This is a genomic window from Pseudomonas sp. TH49, from assembly GCF_016650625.1.
GTDB classification, from domain to species: domain Bacteria; phylum Pseudomonadota; class Gammaproteobacteria; order Pseudomonadales; family Pseudomonadaceae; genus Aquipseudomonas; species Aquipseudomonas fluorescens_H.
In genome coordinates this window covers 1,339,750-1,354,681 of sequence record NZ_JAEKFL010000001.1, presented here as the reverse complement: position 1 = coordinate 1,354,681, position 14,932 = coordinate 1,339,750, and the positions used below count along the sequence as shown (strand labels likewise).

Annotated in this window: 16 protein-coding genes; 12 read left to right on the top strand and 4 right to left on the bottom strand. The window is 61.1% G+C overall.

Features of this window, described 5'->3' with window-relative positions:
- Window positions 1-24: 24 nt before the first annotated feature.
- The 6 genes from dibA (at window position 25) to JFU48_RS06170 (ending at window position 6,512) form a co-directional block, all read left to right on the top strand.
- A complete protein-coding gene (gene dibA, locus JFU48_RS06195; protein ID WP_201136092.1) occupies window positions 25-1,944 on the top strand; it encodes a phosphodiesterase DibA in 1,920 nt (639 codons plus the stop codon).
- 308 nt (window positions 1,945-2,252) lie between these two features.
- Entirely contained in the window at window positions 2,253-2,435 is a 183-nt protein-coding gene (gene oscA / locus JFU48_RS06190) for a sulfur starvation response protein OscA (RefSeq protein ID WP_003220508.1), read from the top strand.
- Between the two features lie 136 nt (window positions 2,436-2,571).
- The gene (locus JFU48_RS06185) at window positions 2,572-3,585 is read left to right on the top strand and encodes a sulfate ABC transporter substrate-binding protein (RefSeq protein WP_027611146.1); all 1,014 of its coding nucleotides are present in this window, start codon (window positions 2,572-2,574) and stop codon (window positions 3,583-3,585) included.
- Window positions 3,586-3,814: 229 nt separating this feature from the next.
- Window positions 3,815-4,633, top strand: a complete 819-nt coding sequence (gene cysT, locus JFU48_RS06180) for a sulfate ABC transporter permease subunit CysT (RefSeq protein WP_003220511.1) — start codon at window positions 3,815-3,817, stop codon at window positions 4,631-4,633.
- A 13-nt stretch (window positions 4,634-4,646) separates the two neighbouring features.
- Window positions 4,647-5,519, top strand: coding sequence for a sulfate ABC transporter permease subunit CysW (gene cysW, locus JFU48_RS06175; protein ID WP_003220512.1), 873 nt, complete (start codon window positions 4,647-4,649; stop codon window positions 5,517-5,519).
- A 3-nt stretch (window positions 5,520-5,522) separates the two neighbouring features.
- A complete protein-coding gene (locus JFU48_RS06170) occupies window positions 5,523-6,512 on the top strand; it encodes a sulfate/molybdate ABC transporter ATP-binding protein (protein WP_103520289.1) in 990 nt (329 codons plus the stop codon).
- A 95-nt stretch (window positions 6,513-6,607) separates the two neighbouring features.
- Here the strand turns inward: JFU48_RS06170 and JFU48_RS06165 are convergent, their stop codons facing one another.
- Window positions 6,608-7,132 (bottom strand): Mpo1 family 2-hydroxy fatty acid dioxygenase, encoded by a 525-nt coding sequence (locus tag JFU48_RS06165; protein WP_003220516.1) that lies wholly within the window; start codon window positions 7,130-7,132, stop codon window positions 6,608-6,610.
- 82 nt (window positions 7,133-7,214) lie between these two features.
- Here JFU48_RS06165 and JFU48_RS06160 point away from each other — a divergent pair, with 82 nt between their 5' ends.
- A complete protein-coding gene (locus JFU48_RS06160; protein WP_201136091.1) occupies window positions 7,215-7,892 on the top strand; it encodes a Crp/Fnr family transcriptional regulator in 678 nt (225 codons plus the stop codon).
- A gap of 124 nt (window positions 7,893-8,016) precedes the next feature.
- Here the strand turns inward: JFU48_RS06160 and uraH are convergent, their stop codons facing one another.
- Both uraH and JFU48_RS06150 read right to left on the bottom strand, forming a co-directional pair.
- Window positions 8,017-8,427: a hydroxyisourate hydrolase gene (gene uraH, locus JFU48_RS06155; RefSeq protein ID WP_003220520.1), complete on the bottom strand. Its 411-nt coding sequence runs from the start codon at window positions 8,425-8,427 to the stop codon at window positions 8,017-8,019.
- Between the two features lie 11 nt (window positions 8,428-8,438).
- A complete protein-coding gene (locus tag JFU48_RS06150) occupies window positions 8,439-8,924 on the bottom strand; it encodes a GlcG/HbpS family heme-binding protein (protein WP_201136090.1) in 486 nt (161 codons plus the stop codon).
- Window positions 8,925-9,060: 136 nt separating this feature from the next.
- Between JFU48_RS06150 and JFU48_RS06145 the strand changes: the two genes are divergently transcribed.
- The 4 genes from JFU48_RS06145 to JFU48_RS06130 all read left to right on the top strand — a co-directional run bounded on the left by JFU48_RS06145 (window position 9,061) and on the right by JFU48_RS06130 (window position 12,699).
- A complete protein-coding gene (locus JFU48_RS06145) occupies window positions 9,061-9,741 on the top strand; it encodes a heavy metal response regulator transcription factor (protein ID WP_003220524.1) in 681 nt (226 codons plus the stop codon).
- Complete coding sequence (locus JFU48_RS06140; RefSeq protein ID WP_201136089.1) at window positions 9,731-11,119, top strand: heavy metal sensor histidine kinase; 1,389 nt, start codon at window positions 9,731-9,733, stop codon at window positions 11,117-11,119. Before JFU48_RS06145 ends, JFU48_RS06140 begins: the two co-directional genes overlap by 11 nt.
- 115 nt (window positions 11,120-11,234) lie before the next feature.
- On the top strand, window positions 11,235-11,483 hold the full coding sequence (locus JFU48_RS06135) for a helix-turn-helix domain-containing protein (protein WP_003220528.1): 249 nt from the start codon (window positions 11,235-11,237) through the stop codon (window positions 11,481-11,483).
- Window positions 11,476-12,699 (top strand): type II toxin-antitoxin system HipA family toxin, encoded by a 1,224-nt coding sequence (locus JFU48_RS06130; protein WP_201136088.1) that lies wholly within the window; start codon window positions 11,476-11,478, stop codon window positions 12,697-12,699. The genes JFU48_RS06135 and JFU48_RS06130 overlap by 8 nt, the downstream gene beginning before the upstream one ends.
- Window positions 12,700-12,702: 3 nt before the next feature.
- Here JFU48_RS06130 and JFU48_RS06125 read toward each other — a convergent pair whose 3' ends face one another.
- The gene (locus tag JFU48_RS06125) at window positions 12,703-13,707 is read right to left on the bottom strand and encodes an AraC family transcriptional regulator (RefSeq protein WP_003220532.1); all 1,005 of its coding nucleotides are present in this window, start codon (window positions 13,705-13,707) and stop codon (window positions 12,703-12,705) included.
- Window positions 13,708-13,807: 100 nt separating this feature from the next.
- Between JFU48_RS06125 and JFU48_RS06120 the strand changes: the two genes are divergently transcribed.
- Entirely contained in the window at window positions 13,808-14,881 is a 1,074-nt protein-coding gene (locus JFU48_RS06120; RefSeq protein ID WP_201136087.1) for a fatty acid desaturase, read from the top strand.
- Window positions 14,882-14,932 lie beyond the last annotated feature (51 nt).

Genomic DNA, 14,932 nt, shown 5'->3' with positions numbered 1-14,932 from the left:
TTTTGTAGGGACATGGACAGCCGAATGTCTGCCACTTATCGCGATGCCTTGCGTGCAGCGCTGCTCTATCTCGTGCTTGCCGCCGTCTGGCTGCAAGGTACTGGTTATTTATTAAACAATTTCTTCGATGAGTCCGTCGATCAACTGCGCTGGCAACTGATCAACGGTTACGTCTGGGCGGCGCTCAGTGCCGGGCTGATTTTTCTGGCCCGCGTGCGCTTGTGCGAGTTTCTCGGCATCGGCGCGCGGTTGCGTGAGCGGCAGGCTGATCGCGAGCGCCTGCGCCAGGCGGCAGCGGTGTTCGATTGCACCCGAGAAGGCGTGCTGGTCACCAACCGTCAGGGCCTGATCGTGCACGTCAACCGCGCGTTCATGGAGATCACCGGCTATCAGCGCGAAGAAGTCCTCGGGCATCAACCGAGCCTGTTCAAGTCCGGCCACCATCCGCCGGGCTTCTATCAGGCGATGTTTGCCACGTTGGAAGCGGAGGGTGAATGGAGCGGAGAAATCTGGAACCGGCGTAAAAGCGGCGAGATTTATCCACAGTGGCAGACCATCCGCGTGATTCACGATGATCAGGGCCGGCTCAGTCACTATGTGGCAGTGTTTTCCGACATCAGTGCGATCAAGGACTCCGAACACGAACTCAAGCACCTTGCCCACCACGACCCGCTGACCGACCTGCCCAATCGCCTGTTGTTCAGCGACCGCGCCGAGCAGGCGCTGGCGTCGGCGCAGATCCACAAGCGCGGCTGCGCCCTGCTGATGATCGATCTGGATCACTTCAAGATGATCAACGACAGCCTCGGGCACAACGTCGGCGATCGCCTGCTCAAAGCGGTGGCGGCGCGCCTGCAGGAACTGTTCGGCCCCGGGATCACCCTGGCACGGCTCGGCGGTGACGAGTTCGCGGTGCTGGCGGAGAGTTGTCCACAGCTGGTTCAGGCGGCGGCGCTGGCCCAACGCATTCTCGATGCGCTCAAGGAGCGCTTCTGCATCGATCGGCATGAGCTGTTCATCAACGCCAGTATCGGTATCAGCCTGTTCCCCAGCGATGCATTGAGTGCCGATCAATTGCTGCGCAATGCCGACGCCGCGCTGTTCAAGGCCAAGAGCAGCGGGCGTAACGGCTACGCGCTGTACACCGAAGAGTTGACCGCGCATGCGCAGCAACGGGTCGAGATTGCCTTCGAGCTGCGTCGCGCGCTGGAGCAGCAGGAGCTGCGCGTCTATTACCAACCGGTTCACGATTTGCACAGCAGTCGGCTGATCGGCGTCGAAGCGCTGGTGCGCTGGGAGCATCCGCAGCGCGGTCTGGTGTCGCCGGCGGAATTCATCCCGATTGCCGAACGCACCGGGCTGATTGCCGAAATCGACGCCTGGGTGATGCGTCAGGCGTGTTCGCAGATGTGCCAATGGCAGCAGGCCGGGGTGGTGTTGTCGTTCGTGGCGGTGAATGTGTCGTCGCGCCTGTTTGCCCGGCGTGAGCTGTACCAGCAGGTGGCGCAGGTGCTGCACGAGACCGGGCTGGATCCGGCGTATCTGGAACTGGAAGTCACCGAAAGCGCGGTAATGGATGACCCGGAAGTGGCGCTGGAGCAGATGCATCGTCTGCGTGAGTTGGGTATTCGCCTGGCGATTGATGACTTTGGCACCGGGTACTCGTCGCTGCTGCGGCTCAAGCGCCTGCCGGTGCAGAAGTTGAAGATCGATCAGGGTTTCGTCGCCGGTCTGCCGTGGGACGAGGATGATGCGGCGATCGTCCGGGTGATCATCGCCCTGGCTCGCAGCATGGGCATGCAGGTGCATGCCGAAGGCATCGAGCAGGCCGAGCAGGCGGCGTTTCTGCTGGAGCAGGAATGTGATCTGGGGCAGGGTTACTGGTTTGGGCGGCCGGTGCCGGCGGGGGAGATTGATTGGGCGCGGGCACCTGTTATCGGTTAGCAGTCCTGTTGTGGCTGACACAAAACCTGTGGTGAGGGGATTTATCCCCGATGGGTCGCGCAGCGGCCCTAAAAAACAGGGACTGCTACGCAGTCCATCGGGGATGAATCCCCTCACCACAAGGTTTCATACAAGCTTCAAACTCGGTGAACACCGCGCAAACCCTTGCTCTGTCAGATAATGTTTTCCAGTTATATAAACATTCTTAAATAGTCTTTTTAAGAATATCTGCGCCTCTCTTATATTGCTCCCACGCCGAACGCAGTGCCGCCCACTGCCAGGCATTTCCCATTCAAAGGAGCAGCACCATGAGCGCATCCCTTCGCAGCGTTGACGGTCAGGACGAAACCACCATTTTGCGTGAGATCCAGAGCGCCCTGCGCGATCTGCGATTTGGCGCGGTGGAGATCACTGTGCACAACGCTCAAGTCGTGCAGATCGAACGCAAAGAGAAATTCCGTTTGCAGCAGCCGGGTAACAAGCCGAGCTGAAAAAGATCGCAGCCTGCGCCAGCTTTTGCAGGGGGCTGTGCGCAAGCGCTGGCGCAGGCGGCGATCTTTGAATGAGCACCCGATTCCAGCAACACATAAGAAAAAGCCACCACCAAGAATTCCAGGAGCTTTCACCATGTCGTCGATTCGCCGTTACGCTTTGGCCGCGCTGGCCAGTGCTGTGTTTGCCGGTTCCGCGGTTGCCAAGGATTACGAACTGCTCAATGTGTCGTACGACCCGACGCGCGAGCTGTATCAGGACTACAACGCCGAATTCATCAAGTTCTGGCAGAAGGATCATGCCGGCGACACCGTGAAAATCCAGCAATCCCACGGTGGTTCGGGCAAGCAGGGCCGGGCGGTGATTGACGGTCTGCGCGCCGACGTCGTGACCCTGGCCCTGGCCGGCGACATCGACGAAATCGCCAAGCTCGGCAAGACCCTGCCGGCCGACTGGCAGAAGCGTCTGCCGGATGCCAGCACCCCGTACACCTCGACCATCGTGTTCCTGGTGCGCAAGGGCAACCCGAAAGGCATCAAGGACTGGGGCGACCTGGTCAAGAACGACGTCTCGGTGATCACCCCGAACCCGAAAACCTCCGGTGGTGCACGCTGGAACTTCCTCGCCGCGTGGGCCTATGGCCTGAAAGCCAACGGCGGCAGCGAAGAAAAAGCCAAAGAATACGTACAGACCCTGTTCAAGCACGTGCCGGTATTGGACACCGGTGCTCGCGGCTCGACCATCACCTTCGTCAACAACGGTCAGGGTGACGTGTTGCTGGCCTGGGAAAACGAAGCGTTCCTGGCGCTGAAAGAAGACGGCGGCGCCGACAAGTTCGACATCGTTGTGCCTTCGCTGTCGATCCTTGCCGAGCCACCGGTGGCCGTGGTCGACAAGAACGCCGAGAAGAAGGGCAACGAGCAGATCGCCGAAGCCTACTTGAAGCACCTGTACAGCCCGGCCGGTCAGGAGATCGCGGCGAAGAACTTCTACCGTCCGCGTGACAAGGACGTGGCGGCGAAGTACGCCCAGCAGTTCCCGAAACTGGAACTGGTGACCATCGACAAGGACTTCGGCGGCTGGAAATCCGCGCAGCCGAAATTCTTCAACGACGGTGGCGTGTTCGACCAGATCTATCAGGCGCAGTAATCTGACCCTTAACCAGCCTGATGTTTGGGCACATGACATGTGGGAGCGAGCTTTTGTGGTGAGGGGATTCATCCCCGATGGGTTGCGCAGCAGCCCCAATGCCGACCTTTGCGGTGAATCAAATCTACCGCGAACTCTGGTTTTGCGACTGCTTCGCAGTCGGTCGGGGATAAATCCCCTCACCACAGGGCTCGCTCCCACATTGATGCGTTTTTAACCAAGGACTTTTATGTCGCGTCGTATCTCCCCCGTCATACCCGGCTTCGGGCTGACGCTGGGCTACACCTTGGTGTACCTCAGCCTGATTGTGCTTATCCCGCTGGCGGCGATGTTCGTCCACGCCGCTCAACTCACCTGGGATCAGTTCTGGACGATCATCACCGCGCCGCGCGTGCTCGCCGCCTTGAAGCTGAGCTTTGGCACGGCGCTGTGTGCCGCGATCATCAACGGCATCATCGGTACGCTGCTGGCCTGGGTACTGGTGCGCTACACGTTCCCGGGGCGCAAGGTGATCGACGCGATGATCGACCTGCCGTTCGCCTTGCCGACGGCGGTGGCCGGTATCGCCCTGACCGCGCTGTACACCCCGACCGGTCTGGTCGGCCAGTTCGCCGCCGACCTCGGTTTCAAGATCGCCTACACCCCGCTGGGCATCACCCTCGCGCTGACTTTCGTCACCCTGCCGTTCGTGGTGCGCACGGTGCAGCCGGTACTGGCTGACATTCCCCGTGAAGTCGAAGAAGCCGCTGCCTGCCTCGGTGCCAAACCGCTGCAGGTGTTCCGTCACATTCTGGTGCCGGCGCTGTTGCCCGCGTGGTTGACCGGTTTTGCCCTGGCGTTCGCTCGGGGTGTCGGCGAGTACGGTTCGGTGATTTTCATTGCCGGCAACATGCCGATGAAAACCGAGATCCTGCCGCTGCTGATCATGGTCAAACTCGACCAATACGATTACACCGGCGCCACTTCCATCGGCGTGCTGATGCTGGTGGTTTCCTTTGTCCTGTTGCTGCTGATCAACCTGTTGCAGCGGCGCATCGAAACCCCATAAGGAGGCGCGAATCATGTCCCAATCGTCTATTGCGGCCGCGTCCTCGGCCAACGCTGCACGCCGTGGCAGTGCTACTTCACGGCGCGTGCTGATCGGTCTCGGCTGGCTGATCTTTTTCCTGTTTCTGGTGCTGCCGCTGTTCATCGTGGTGTCGCAGGGTTTGAAGAACGGCCTCGGCGCGTTCTTCACCGCGATCTTTGAACCGGACGCCTTGTCGGCGCTGAAACTCACGGTGATCGCCGTGCTGATCTCGGTGCCGCTGAATCTGGTGTTCGGGGTCAGCGCCGCATGGTGCGTGAGCAAGTATTCGTTCCGTGGCAAGAGCATGCTGGTGACGCTGATCGACCTGCCGTTCTCGGTGTCGCCGGTGATCGCCGGTCTGGTCTACGTGTTGATGTTCGGCGCTCAGGGCCTGTTCGGGCCGTGGCTGCAGGATCACGACATCCAGATCGTCTTCGCCCTGCCGGGCATCGTGCTGGCGACGATCTTCGTTACCGTGCCGTTCGTGGCCCGCGAGCTGATTCCGCTGATGCAGGAACAAGGCACGCAGGAAGAAGAAGCCGCGCGGCTGCTCGGCGCCAATGGCTGGCAGATGTTCTGGCATGTCACCGTCCCCAACATCAAGTGGGGCCTGATCTATGGCGTGGTGCTGTGTACCGCGCGGGCCATGGGTGAGTTCGGTGCGGTGTCGGTGGTCTCCGGGCACATTCGCGGGGTGACCAACACCTTGCCGCTGCACGTCGAGATCCTCTACAACGAATACAACCACGTGGCCGCGTTCGCCGTGGCGAGCCTGTTGCTGATCCTGGCGCTCTTCATCCTGCTGCTCAAGCAGTGGAGCGAAAACCGTATCAACCGCCTGCGCGCCAGCGCCGCGGAGGAATAATTCATGTCGATCGAAGTGCGTAACGTCAGCAAGAATTTCAATGCGTTCAAGGCGCTGGACAACATCAGCCTGGACATCCACAGCGGTGAACTGGTGGCGTTGCTCGGCCCGTCCGGCTGCGGCAAGACCACGCTGCTACGGATCATCGCCGGCCTGGAAACCCCGGATCAGGGCAACATCGTGTTTCACGGCGAAGACGTCTCCGGCCACGACGTACGTGATCGCAACGTCGGTTTCGTGTTCCAGCACTACGCCTTGTTCCGCCATATGACGGTGTTCGACAACGTCGCGTTCGGCCTGCGCATGAAACCGAAAAACCAGCGCCCAAGCGAAAGCCAGATCGCGACCAAGGTTCACGAACTGCTGAACATGGTGCAACTGGACTGGCTGGCGGATCGCTACCCGGAGCAACTGTCCGGCGGTCAGCGTCAGCGTATCGCCCTGGCCCGTGCCTTGGCGGTGGAACCGAAAGTGCTGCTGCTCGACGAACCGTTTGGCGCCCTCGACGCCAAGGTGCGTAAAGAGCTGCGCCGCTGGCTCGCACGCCTGCACGAAGACATCAACCTGACCTCGGTGTTCGTGACCCACGACCAGGAAGAAGCGATGGAAGTCGCCGACCGCATCGTGGTGATGAACAAGGGCGTGATCGAGCAGATCGGCTCACCGGGCGACGTCTACGAAAACCCGGCCAGCGATTTCGTTTATCACTTCCTCGGTGATTCGAACCGCTTGTTGCTCAGCGACGACAACCACGTGCTGTTCCGTCCGCACGAAGTGTCGTTGTCCAAGCACGAGCTGGAAGATCACCACGCCGCTGAAGTGCGTGATATTCGCCCGTTGGGTGCGACCACGCGAGTGACGTTGAAGGTCGAAGGGCAGACCGATCTGATCGAGGCCGAAGTGGTGAAGGATCACGACAGCCTGATCGGACTGGCCAAGGGTGAAACGCTGTTCTTCAAGCCGAAGGTCTGGCAGAAAGTCGCCAGCCTCTAAAGTCAAAAGCTTCGTCGGATCGCCGCCCGGAGCAGGCTCGCTCCCACCTTTGGAATGCATTCCATTGTGGGAGCGGGCTTGCTCGCGAAAGCGGCCTATACAGCCGCGCGATTCGGATTGACCCGCACCACCCCCGCCCGCGCCTCGATCTGCTCTTTCAACTCATGGCGCATGCCGAGCAGGAAGGCCACTTCCGCCACCACAAACAGCGGTCCGACGATCAATCCGCTCACGTCATCGACAAACGCCGGTTTGCGCCCCTCGTAGTGGTGCCCGACAAACTGGATTACCCAGCCAATCACAAACATCGCCAACCCACTGCTCAGCCAGACCATCGTGCTCTGCTGCGCCAGCGCATGTCCGGCCCAGACCGACAGGCCCATCAGCACCGTCATCAACACGCCGAGTTTCACTTCCAGGCGCAGGTAGAACCACGCCGACGCCAGTGCCAGCAGCACCGCCGGCGATAGCCACAAACCGCCCAGCGACCACTCTGGTCGCGACAACAACACCGCCACCGCCACCACGATCAGCGGAATACCGATAAAGTGGCTGGCGATGTTGCGCGGGTCGCGGTGGTAGGCGGCGTATTGACTGAGATGGTCGACGAGGCTTTTCATTGTTGTTCCTCCTGTAGGGTGCGTGCAGCATGCCTCGGGTTCGGCGTTCGCTCTGTCAGGCAGGCGACAATTGGGAGTGTTCATGGATAAGCGTTCACGGCTGCTGAGCGGGCAATGGTTCAGTCATCTGCCGGCATCCTTTCAGGATAGTCTGCTGGCGGCGGCTCGGGAGCGGCGGCTGACGGCGGGGCAGCGCTTGTTCCAGCGCGGTGATCCGCCTTGCGGGTTGTACGCGGTGCTCGACGGCGCGATCCGGATCGGGGCGGTGAGCGAGCAGGGCAAGGAGGCGTTGCTGAGCCTGGTTGAGGCACCGCACTGGTTCGGCGAAATCTGCCTGTTCGATGGCCAGCCACGCACTCACGATGCTTACGCGGTCGGGCCGTGCACCCTGCTGAATATCCCGCAGGCCACGCTGCTGAAAATCCTCGACGAACAGCCGCTGTACTGGCGGCATCTGGCATTGCTGATGAGCCACAAGCTGCGCCTGACCTTTATCAATCTCGAGCAGTTGAGCCTGCTGCCGGCTCCGGCGCGCCTGGCCCATCGCTTGCTGATGATCGCCGAGGGCTACGGCGAAATCGATGCGCCACGCCGGGTCCTGCAACTGCCGCAGGAGCAGCTGGCGTCGATGTTGTCGTTGTCACGCCAGACCACCAACCAGATCCTCAAGGATCTGCAGGGGCAGGGGATTATCGGGCTGGGGTATGGCGAGATCGAGATTCTCGATGCCGAGCGATTGCGCGCCCTCGCCACACTTTAAAATTTCACACCGATCCATTGTAGGAGTGAGCCTGCTCGCGATAGCGGTGTGTCAGCCGACACATCATGAACGGATACACCGCTATCGCGAGCAGGCTCACTCCTACAGGGGAAACGTGCGTGGCTTACGAGCCGCGATAGGTCGAGAACCCATAAGGGCTGAGCAGCAGCGGGATGTGGTAGTGCTGGTCAGTCTGCTTCACTTGGAAAATCACCGGAATCTCCGGGAAAAACGTCTCGCGCTTGTTCTTCGCGAAATACTCGCCGGTCTTGAACACCACCCGGTATTCGCCCGCCTCGAAAGGCTGTTTGGCCGGGAACAGTTCGGCGATGCGCCCCTGTTCATTGGTGGTGCCCTGGGCCAGTGGCTGCCAGTTCTGGCCGACGTGTTTTTCCAGGGTCACGTTGACGCCCGGCGAGGGCAGGCCGTTTTCCAGGTTGAGCACGTGCACGCTCAGCGGGTTGCCGGCGGCCAGCGCCAGGCTGGAGAAGGCACTCAGGCCGAGTGCGGCGAAGGTCATGCGCAGGGTGGTCATGGTCAGTCTCCTTATTGGGAACGGGTCAGGGTCAGGCCGGCCTTTTCGGCGGCCTTGATGGCACAGCTTTCGTCTTGCTCGCCGCCGCCGGAGCCGGCCACGCCCATGGCGCCGACCAGTTCATCAGCGGCGAATAACGGGATCCCGCCGCCGAGCAACAGCAGCTCATCAAGGGTGTTGAGGTTGGCGGTTTCCGGATTGCTGCGGGCGCGCTCGGCGAACAGCCGGGTCGGGGTTTTCGTCGACAGCGCGGTGTAGGCCTTGCGCTGGCTGGCAGCGGTGTTGTGCGGACCGATGCCATCGCCGCGCAGGGTCACCAGCAAGTTGCCGCCACGGTCGAGCACCGATACCGTGGCGGTGCAATTGCTCAGCGCCGTGTCGGCCAGCAAGCGTGCGGTTTTCAGATCGAGGTCAGCGTGGCGCGGCAGTTCAGGGGCGGCGAAAACACTGGCGCTGAGGCCGAGGGCGAGGCTCGCTGCGAGGTATTTGACGGTCATGGACAGGCTCCAAAAGCGAAGGACATCACCTTAGCCGCCGCTCTTCGTCAGAACCCCGTCAGTCGGATTACAAGTTTGTAATGGGCAATCGGGCCGAAGGCGCCTAGCCTGTGTGCCTGATCAATTGAGGTGTGCCATGCGTTTGCTGGTTGTAGAAGATGAAGCCAAAACCGCGAATTTCCTGGCCAAGGGCCTGGGCGAGTCGGGTTTTGCCGTGGACGTGGCGCTCAATGGTCTCGATGGGCGCTATTTCATCGAGCAGCAGGAATATGACCTGATCATCCTCGACGTGATGCTGCCGGGCCTCAATGGCTGGCAGCTGCTGCAACTGATCCGCCAGCGCGGCGCCACCCCGGTGTTGTTCCTGACCGCCAAGGACGCCATCGAAGACCGCGTGCGCGGCCTCGAATTGGGCGCCGACGATTACCTGCTCAAACCCTTCGCCTTCGCCGAATTGCTCGCGCGGGTGCGCACGTTATTGCGGCGCGGGCCGCTGCGCGAGGCCGAGTCCTACAGCATCGCCGATCTGGAAATCGACGTGCTACGGCGTCGGGTCAGTCGCGGCGGTCAGCGCATTGCCCTGACCAACAAGGAGTTCGCCCTGCTGCAACTGCTCGCCAGCCGCCAGGGCGAAGTGTTGTCGCGCACGCTGATCGCCTCGCAGGTGTGGAACCTGAATTTCGACAGCGACACCAACATGGTCGAAGTCGCGGTGCGGCGTTTGCGGGCCAAGGTCGATGACCCGTACATGCCGAAACTGATCCACACCGTGCGCGGCGTCGGCTATCAACTGGAAGCGCCGGACGATGCGCTCTAAGTCGATCGCCTGGCGCCTGGCGCTGGCGTTCGCGATTGTTTGCGCTTTGGTGTTGAGCGTGATTGGCGTGTTTCTCTACCGCTCGCTGGCCTCGGAAATCGCCTACCGCGACGACCTCGCGTTGCTCGGTCGACTGGAGCAGGTGCGCGCCTTGCTCGCCGACAGCGACAGCCTCGGTGCCTTGCAGGCGCGGCCACGGCTGTACCAGAACATGCTCGGTAACCTCGACAGCCTGTTGCTGGTGCGGCGGGCCGATGGCTCGAACGTGATCGCGATCAACCCGCGCCAGCGCGAGCTACCGCCATTGAACGCAATCGCGCGCGAGCAAACGCCGCAGCGTCGCGATGTGCTGACCTGGCAAGCGCCGGACGGCGCCGAGTTGGCGCTGTTGTCCGGTGACGCCCAAGGGCCGAACGGCGAACCGCTGACGGTGATCGCCGGCAAGGTGCTCACTGAACGTGAACAGATGCTCGCCAGTTATCGCTTGCGCTTGTATCTGGCCGTCGGGCTGGGCGCGTTGCTGGCGTTCGCGCTGGGCCTGGTGCTGCTGCGCCGTGGTCTGCAACCGTTGCGCCAGTTGAGCGCGGCGGTGCGCGGGATTGATCTGCGCAGCCTCGACCAACGTCTGCCCGCCAGCGGCACCCCCGCCGAACTGCTCGAACCGGTGCAGGCGCTCAACGGCATGCTCGCGCGGCTGGACGACAGCGTGCAGCGGCTGTCGCAGTTTTCCGCCGATCTGGCCCACGAGATCCGCACCCCGTTGCACACCTTGCTCGCCAGCAACGGCCAGGCGCTGAACCACCCGCGCAGCACGGCGGAGTATCAGGAGCTGCTGGCCTCGAACATGGAAGAGTTCGAACGCCTCAAGCGCATGGCCGAGAACCTGATGTTCCTTGCTCGCGCCGAACAGGCAGAGCGCGCGCTCGACTTGCAAGTGCTGGATCTGCACAGCGTCGGCAGCGAGCTGTGCGATTACTTCGAAGCCCTGGCCGATGATCGCCAGTTGCACCTGGAAAACCAGCTGCACGGCGAACTGTTGGCCGACCAGCAACTGCTGCAGCGCGCCCTCGGTAATCTGCTGGCCAACGCGGTGCGCCACGCCGATGAAGGCACGCTGATCAGCCTGCGCCGCCGCGATGAACCGGGCGTGTGCTGGTTGCAGGTACACAACCACGGTCCGGTGATCGCGCCAGAACATCTGGGCAAACTGTTCGACCGCTTCTATCGCGTCGACCCTTCACGGGCGCAGCCTGGGGATTCGGGTGGGCTGGGGCTGGCGATTGTGCAGTCGATCATGCAACTGCATGGCGGGCGGGTGCGGGTGAGCAGTGATGTCACTGGGACTGTGTTTGAGCTGGGTTTTGTTCTGAGCCCATGATGCGCCGTGCAAGTCTTCTGAAACTCCGCTAGAGTTTGTCTATCTGTGTATCGCATACGATGCATATTGCTTTTTTTTTTATGAATGCATCGTAAATAGTGCAGGTTATGCGTAAATGGAACAGATCGGCGAACTGATCAGAAGCTTGCGCAAGGCGCGCAAACTTTCACAGCAGGCACTGGCTCAACAATATGGCATGAGCCGCGCCACTATCTCGGGGATCGAAAACAATACGGTCTCCGAAATCGGGCTGCGCAAGGTTGAAGCAATTCTTAATGGCTTCGGTTACGAGCTGATTGCCGTTCCCCGGAAGTCAAATCGCCCAACCCTCGACGCTCTGCAAAAAGTGAATTTCCATGACTGAAACGCCGGACAGGTTGCAAATCCGTGTGGGTGAACAGGTGGTCGGGACGCTGGGGCGCGGGCAGGTTCGCGACGACAGTGTGTTCAGTTACCGTGAAGATGCCAGCGCAGACAATGCTGTATCGCTGACGATGCCCACTCGCCTGGACAGCTATGGCTGGGAACATGGCATCCACCCCGTCTTCGAGATGAACTTGCCCGAAGGCGCGCTGCGTGAGGAGTTGATGCGGCGCTTCAGTAAAGCAGTGCGTGGCTTCGATGATTTTGCTTTGTTGGCTATCGTCGGGCCCCATCAGCTCGGCCGTCTGGCAATTGCCTGCGCACCGGCGACCGAGCAGCCTCCCGCAACATCCCTTCGCGATCTGCTGGTGCACGATGGTGCTCAAGGCTTGTTCGAAGATCTGTTACAGACCTACGGTCAGTATTCCGGAGTGTCAGGCGTGCAGCCCAAAGTGCTGGTGCGCGACAGCGCCGCCGCGATTGATCGCCTGACTCATCGGGGGGCGACTCATCTGGTCAAGGCCTTTCGCGCCGAAGAGTATCCGCAGCTGGCAACCAATGAATATTTCTGTATGCGGGCGGCGCAGCACTGCGGTCTCGAAGTGCCAAAATTCGAGCTCAGCGAGCGCGGCAAATTTCTGGTGGTCGAGCGTTTTGACCTGAGCGACTCGGGGTACCTCGGTTTCGAAGACTTCTGTGTACTGAACGGGTGGCCGTCGAAGGCCAAATACGACGGTTCCTATGAAGGTGCCGCGCGGCAGATCAAGGCATTCGTTTCGCCGCAGTTGCTGGGCTCTGCCCTGGAAGCGTTTTTCAAGATTGTCGCGTTGTCTGCGGGGCTGAAAAACGGTGATGCGCATCTGAAGAATTTTGGCGTGCTTTACGAAGATTGTGCAGAGCAGTTATCCGTCAGGCTCGCGCCGGCTTACGACATCATCACAACGTCGGTTTATATCAAGAGCGACAGCATGGCGCTGCTGCTGGGCGGTTCGAAAGCCTGGCCCAAGTACAAGATGTTGGTGCGGTTCGGTCGCACGGCATGCAACCTGACCGAGGCGCGTTGCAACGAATTATTGCAACAAGTGGCTCATGGCATGCAGATGGCAATCGAGGAAATGGCCAGACACAGCCGCCAGCATCCCGAGTTTGCCGAAGTAGGCGAGGCGATGATCGAACAGTGGACATCCGGCCTGCAACGCAGCTTGATCAAGGGCTGACGCTCAGCGCAGCTGATCGCGAAACTGCCCCGGCGTCATCCCGGTCCAGCGCTTGAACGCGCGGCTGAAGCTGCTGGTGTCGGCAAACCCCAGCAGGTAGCTGACTTCACTCAACGAACAATGCGGATCGCGCAGGTGCAGCAGCGCGAGGTTTTCGCGGCTCTCGTTGAGCAGCGTGTCGAAGCGACAGCCTTCATCCGCCAAGTGCCGTTGCAGGCTGCGCAGGCTCAGGTGCAAGGCCTGTGCAATGCGTTCGGCGCTGGGTTCGCCTTCGGGCAGTTGTTCCTCGATGGCATCGCGCACCTTACGCTCCCAGGTCAGCGGTTTGAGCTGGGCCAGGGTGCGCTTGAGCACCGCTTCGTTGTGTTCGGCCAGTTCCGGGTTGGCGTCGTCGAGGTGGCTGTCGAAGTCAGCGAGGGCGAATTCCAGGCGATCTTCGGCGCAGGAGAAATGCACCGGGGCGCGGAACACCTTGTGCCACTGATGTGCATCGGACGGTTCCGGGCGGCGCAGGTACACCGCCAGCGGCGCGTAATCGCGCCCCAGGCGATTGCGGCAGGTGCGCACGTAGATCGCGGCAAACGCGTCGATGGCTTCGAAGGCCGGCGCCGGATTGCCTGACGGAATTTTCAGACGGAACAGGTAACGGTCATCGCTGCGGCTCAGTTCCAGTTCCAGCGCATCGCTGACCACCGGGTGATAACGCACGATGCGCTCGAATACCTCACGCAGGCTGCCGCTGGCCACCAGCGCGTAACCGAGCGCATGGAACGTGGTCGGGCTGACGAAGCGCGACACCCGCAGGCCGATCGCCGGATCCCCGCTGAACTGCACCGCCAGTTGCCAAAGGCGTGTGGTGCCGGACAACGGATAACGTGCGTTCGGGTCGTCCATCAACTGCGGGTCGAGCCCGGCCTGCTGGCACAGGCCGAGACTGTCCAGCCCCAGCGCATCGAGTTGCTTGCGCAAGGCACGGGTCCAGCTGGCGAGAGAGGTCGGTTCCTTCATGCTGATTGGCGCTTCCGGTCAACAGGTTGGCGTTCACGGCTATCATCAATAAAGCTTTCGCAAGGCAGGATGCGAACATCAATAACCAGAGGATGGAAGCATGGACCGTACTTCTGCAAGTCCCCCGCGACACAATGCTGCCCAGCGATCAGCGCATATTCGCGAAGTGGTGCTGGCCAAGGGTGTCGAACTGCGTGAGCGCTACCCGATTCTGCAGCATCAGGATGCCCTCGGCGCCGGCATTCTGGCCTTCGCCCTGGCCGGGATGATCGGTTCGGCAGTGCTGTACATCACCGGCCACATGGCGTGGTGGGTGTGCCTGCTGCTGAATGCGTTTTTCGCCTCCTTGACCCATGAGCTGGAACACGACCTGATCCACAGCATGTATTTCCGCAAACAACGGGTGCCGCACAACCTGATGATGGGCCTGGTGTGGCTGGCGCGGCCGAGCACGATCAACCCGTGGATCCGCCGCCATCTGCACCTCAATCACCACAAGGTCTCCGGCACCGAAACCGACATGGAGGAGCGGGCGATCACCAACGGCGAGCCATGGGGTTTTGCGCGCTTGCTGATGGTCGGCGATAACGTGATGTCGGCGTTCATCCGCATGCTGCGAGCCAAGACCTGGGCGCACAAATTCAGCATCATCAAACGCAGCCTGAAGGTCTACGCGCCGCTGGCGCTGGTGCATTGGGGCGCGTGGTACGTGTTCCTCGGTTTTCATGCGGCGAATGGCATCGCCTACCTTATGGGCTCGCCGATTGAATGGTCGGTAACCACGCTGTCGGTGATGCAGGTGATCGACATCGCGGCGGTGGTGATCATCGGCCCCAACGTGCTGCGCACCTTTTGCCTGCACTTCATCAGCTCGAACATGCATTACTACGGCGACATCGAGGCGGGCAATGTGCTGCAGCAATGCCAGGTGTTGAATCCGTGGTGGTTGTGGCCGTTGCAGGCGTTCTGCTTCAACTTTGGCAGCAGCCACGGGATTCACCATTTTGTGGTGAAGGAACCGTTTTACATCCGGCAGATGACCGTGCCGGTGGCGCACAAGGTGATGCGTGAGATGGGCGTTCGGTTCAATGATTTCGGCACGTTTTGGCGGGCGAACCGGTTTGTTCGTCGGGATGAAGTGGTAGCGGAGGAGGCGCGTACGGCTCAGGCTTGATGGTGAATTTGCGGGCCTCTTCGCGAGCAAGCCCGCTCCCACAGGGGAACG

Coding starts and splice junctions, on each gene's coding strand:
- dibA (WP_201136092.1), top strand. CDS start 25: ATGTCTGCCACTTATCGCGATGCCTTGCGTGCAGCGCTGCTCTATCTC.
- oscA (WP_003220508.1), top strand. CDS start 2,253: ATGAGCGCATCCCTTCGCAGCGTTGACGGTCAGGACGAAACCACCATT.
- JFU48_RS06185 (WP_027611146.1), top strand. CDS start 2,572: ATGTCGTCGATTCGCCGTTACGCTTTGGCCGCGCTGGCCAGTGCTGTG.
- cysT (WP_003220511.1), top strand. CDS start 3,815: ATGTCGCGTCGTATCTCCCCCGTCATACCCGGCTTCGGGCTGACGCTG.
- cysW (WP_003220512.1), top strand. CDS start 4,647: ATGTCCCAATCGTCTATTGCGGCCGCGTCCTCGGCCAACGCTGCACGC.
- JFU48_RS06170 (WP_103520289.1), top strand. CDS start 5,523: ATGTCGATCGAAGTGCGTAACGTCAGCAAGAATTTCAATGCGTTCAAG.
- JFU48_RS06165 (WP_003220516.1), bottom strand. CDS start 7,132: ATGAAAAGCCTCGTCGACCATCTCAGTCAATACGCCGCCTACCACCGC.
- JFU48_RS06160 (WP_201136091.1), top strand. CDS start 7,215: ATGGATAAGCGTTCACGGCTGCTGAGCGGGCAATGGTTCAGTCATCTG.
- uraH (WP_003220520.1), bottom strand. CDS start 8,427: ATGACCACCCTGCGCATGACCTTCGCCGCACTCGGCCTGAGTGCCTTC.
- JFU48_RS06150 (WP_201136090.1), bottom strand. CDS start 8,924: ATGACCGTCAAATACCTCGCAGCGAGCCTCGCCCTCGGCCTCAGCGCC.
- JFU48_RS06145 (WP_003220524.1), top strand. CDS start 9,061: ATGCGTTTGCTGGTTGTAGAAGATGAAGCCAAAACCGCGAATTTCCTG.
- JFU48_RS06140 (WP_201136089.1), top strand. CDS start 9,731: ATGCGCTCTAAGTCGATCGCCTGGCGCCTGGCGCTGGCGTTCGCGATT.
- JFU48_RS06135 (WP_003220528.1), top strand. CDS start 11,235: ATGGAACAGATCGGCGAACTGATCAGAAGCTTGCGCAAGGCGCGCAAA.
- JFU48_RS06130 (WP_201136088.1), top strand. CDS start 11,476: ATGACTGAAACGCCGGACAGGTTGCAAATCCGTGTGGGTGAACAGGTG.
- JFU48_RS06125 (WP_003220532.1), bottom strand. CDS start 13,707: ATGAAGGAACCGACCTCTCTCGCCAGCTGGACCCGTGCCTTGCGCAAG.
- JFU48_RS06120 (WP_201136087.1), top strand. CDS start 13,808: ATGGACCGTACTTCTGCAAGTCCCCCGCGACACAATGCTGCCCAGCGA.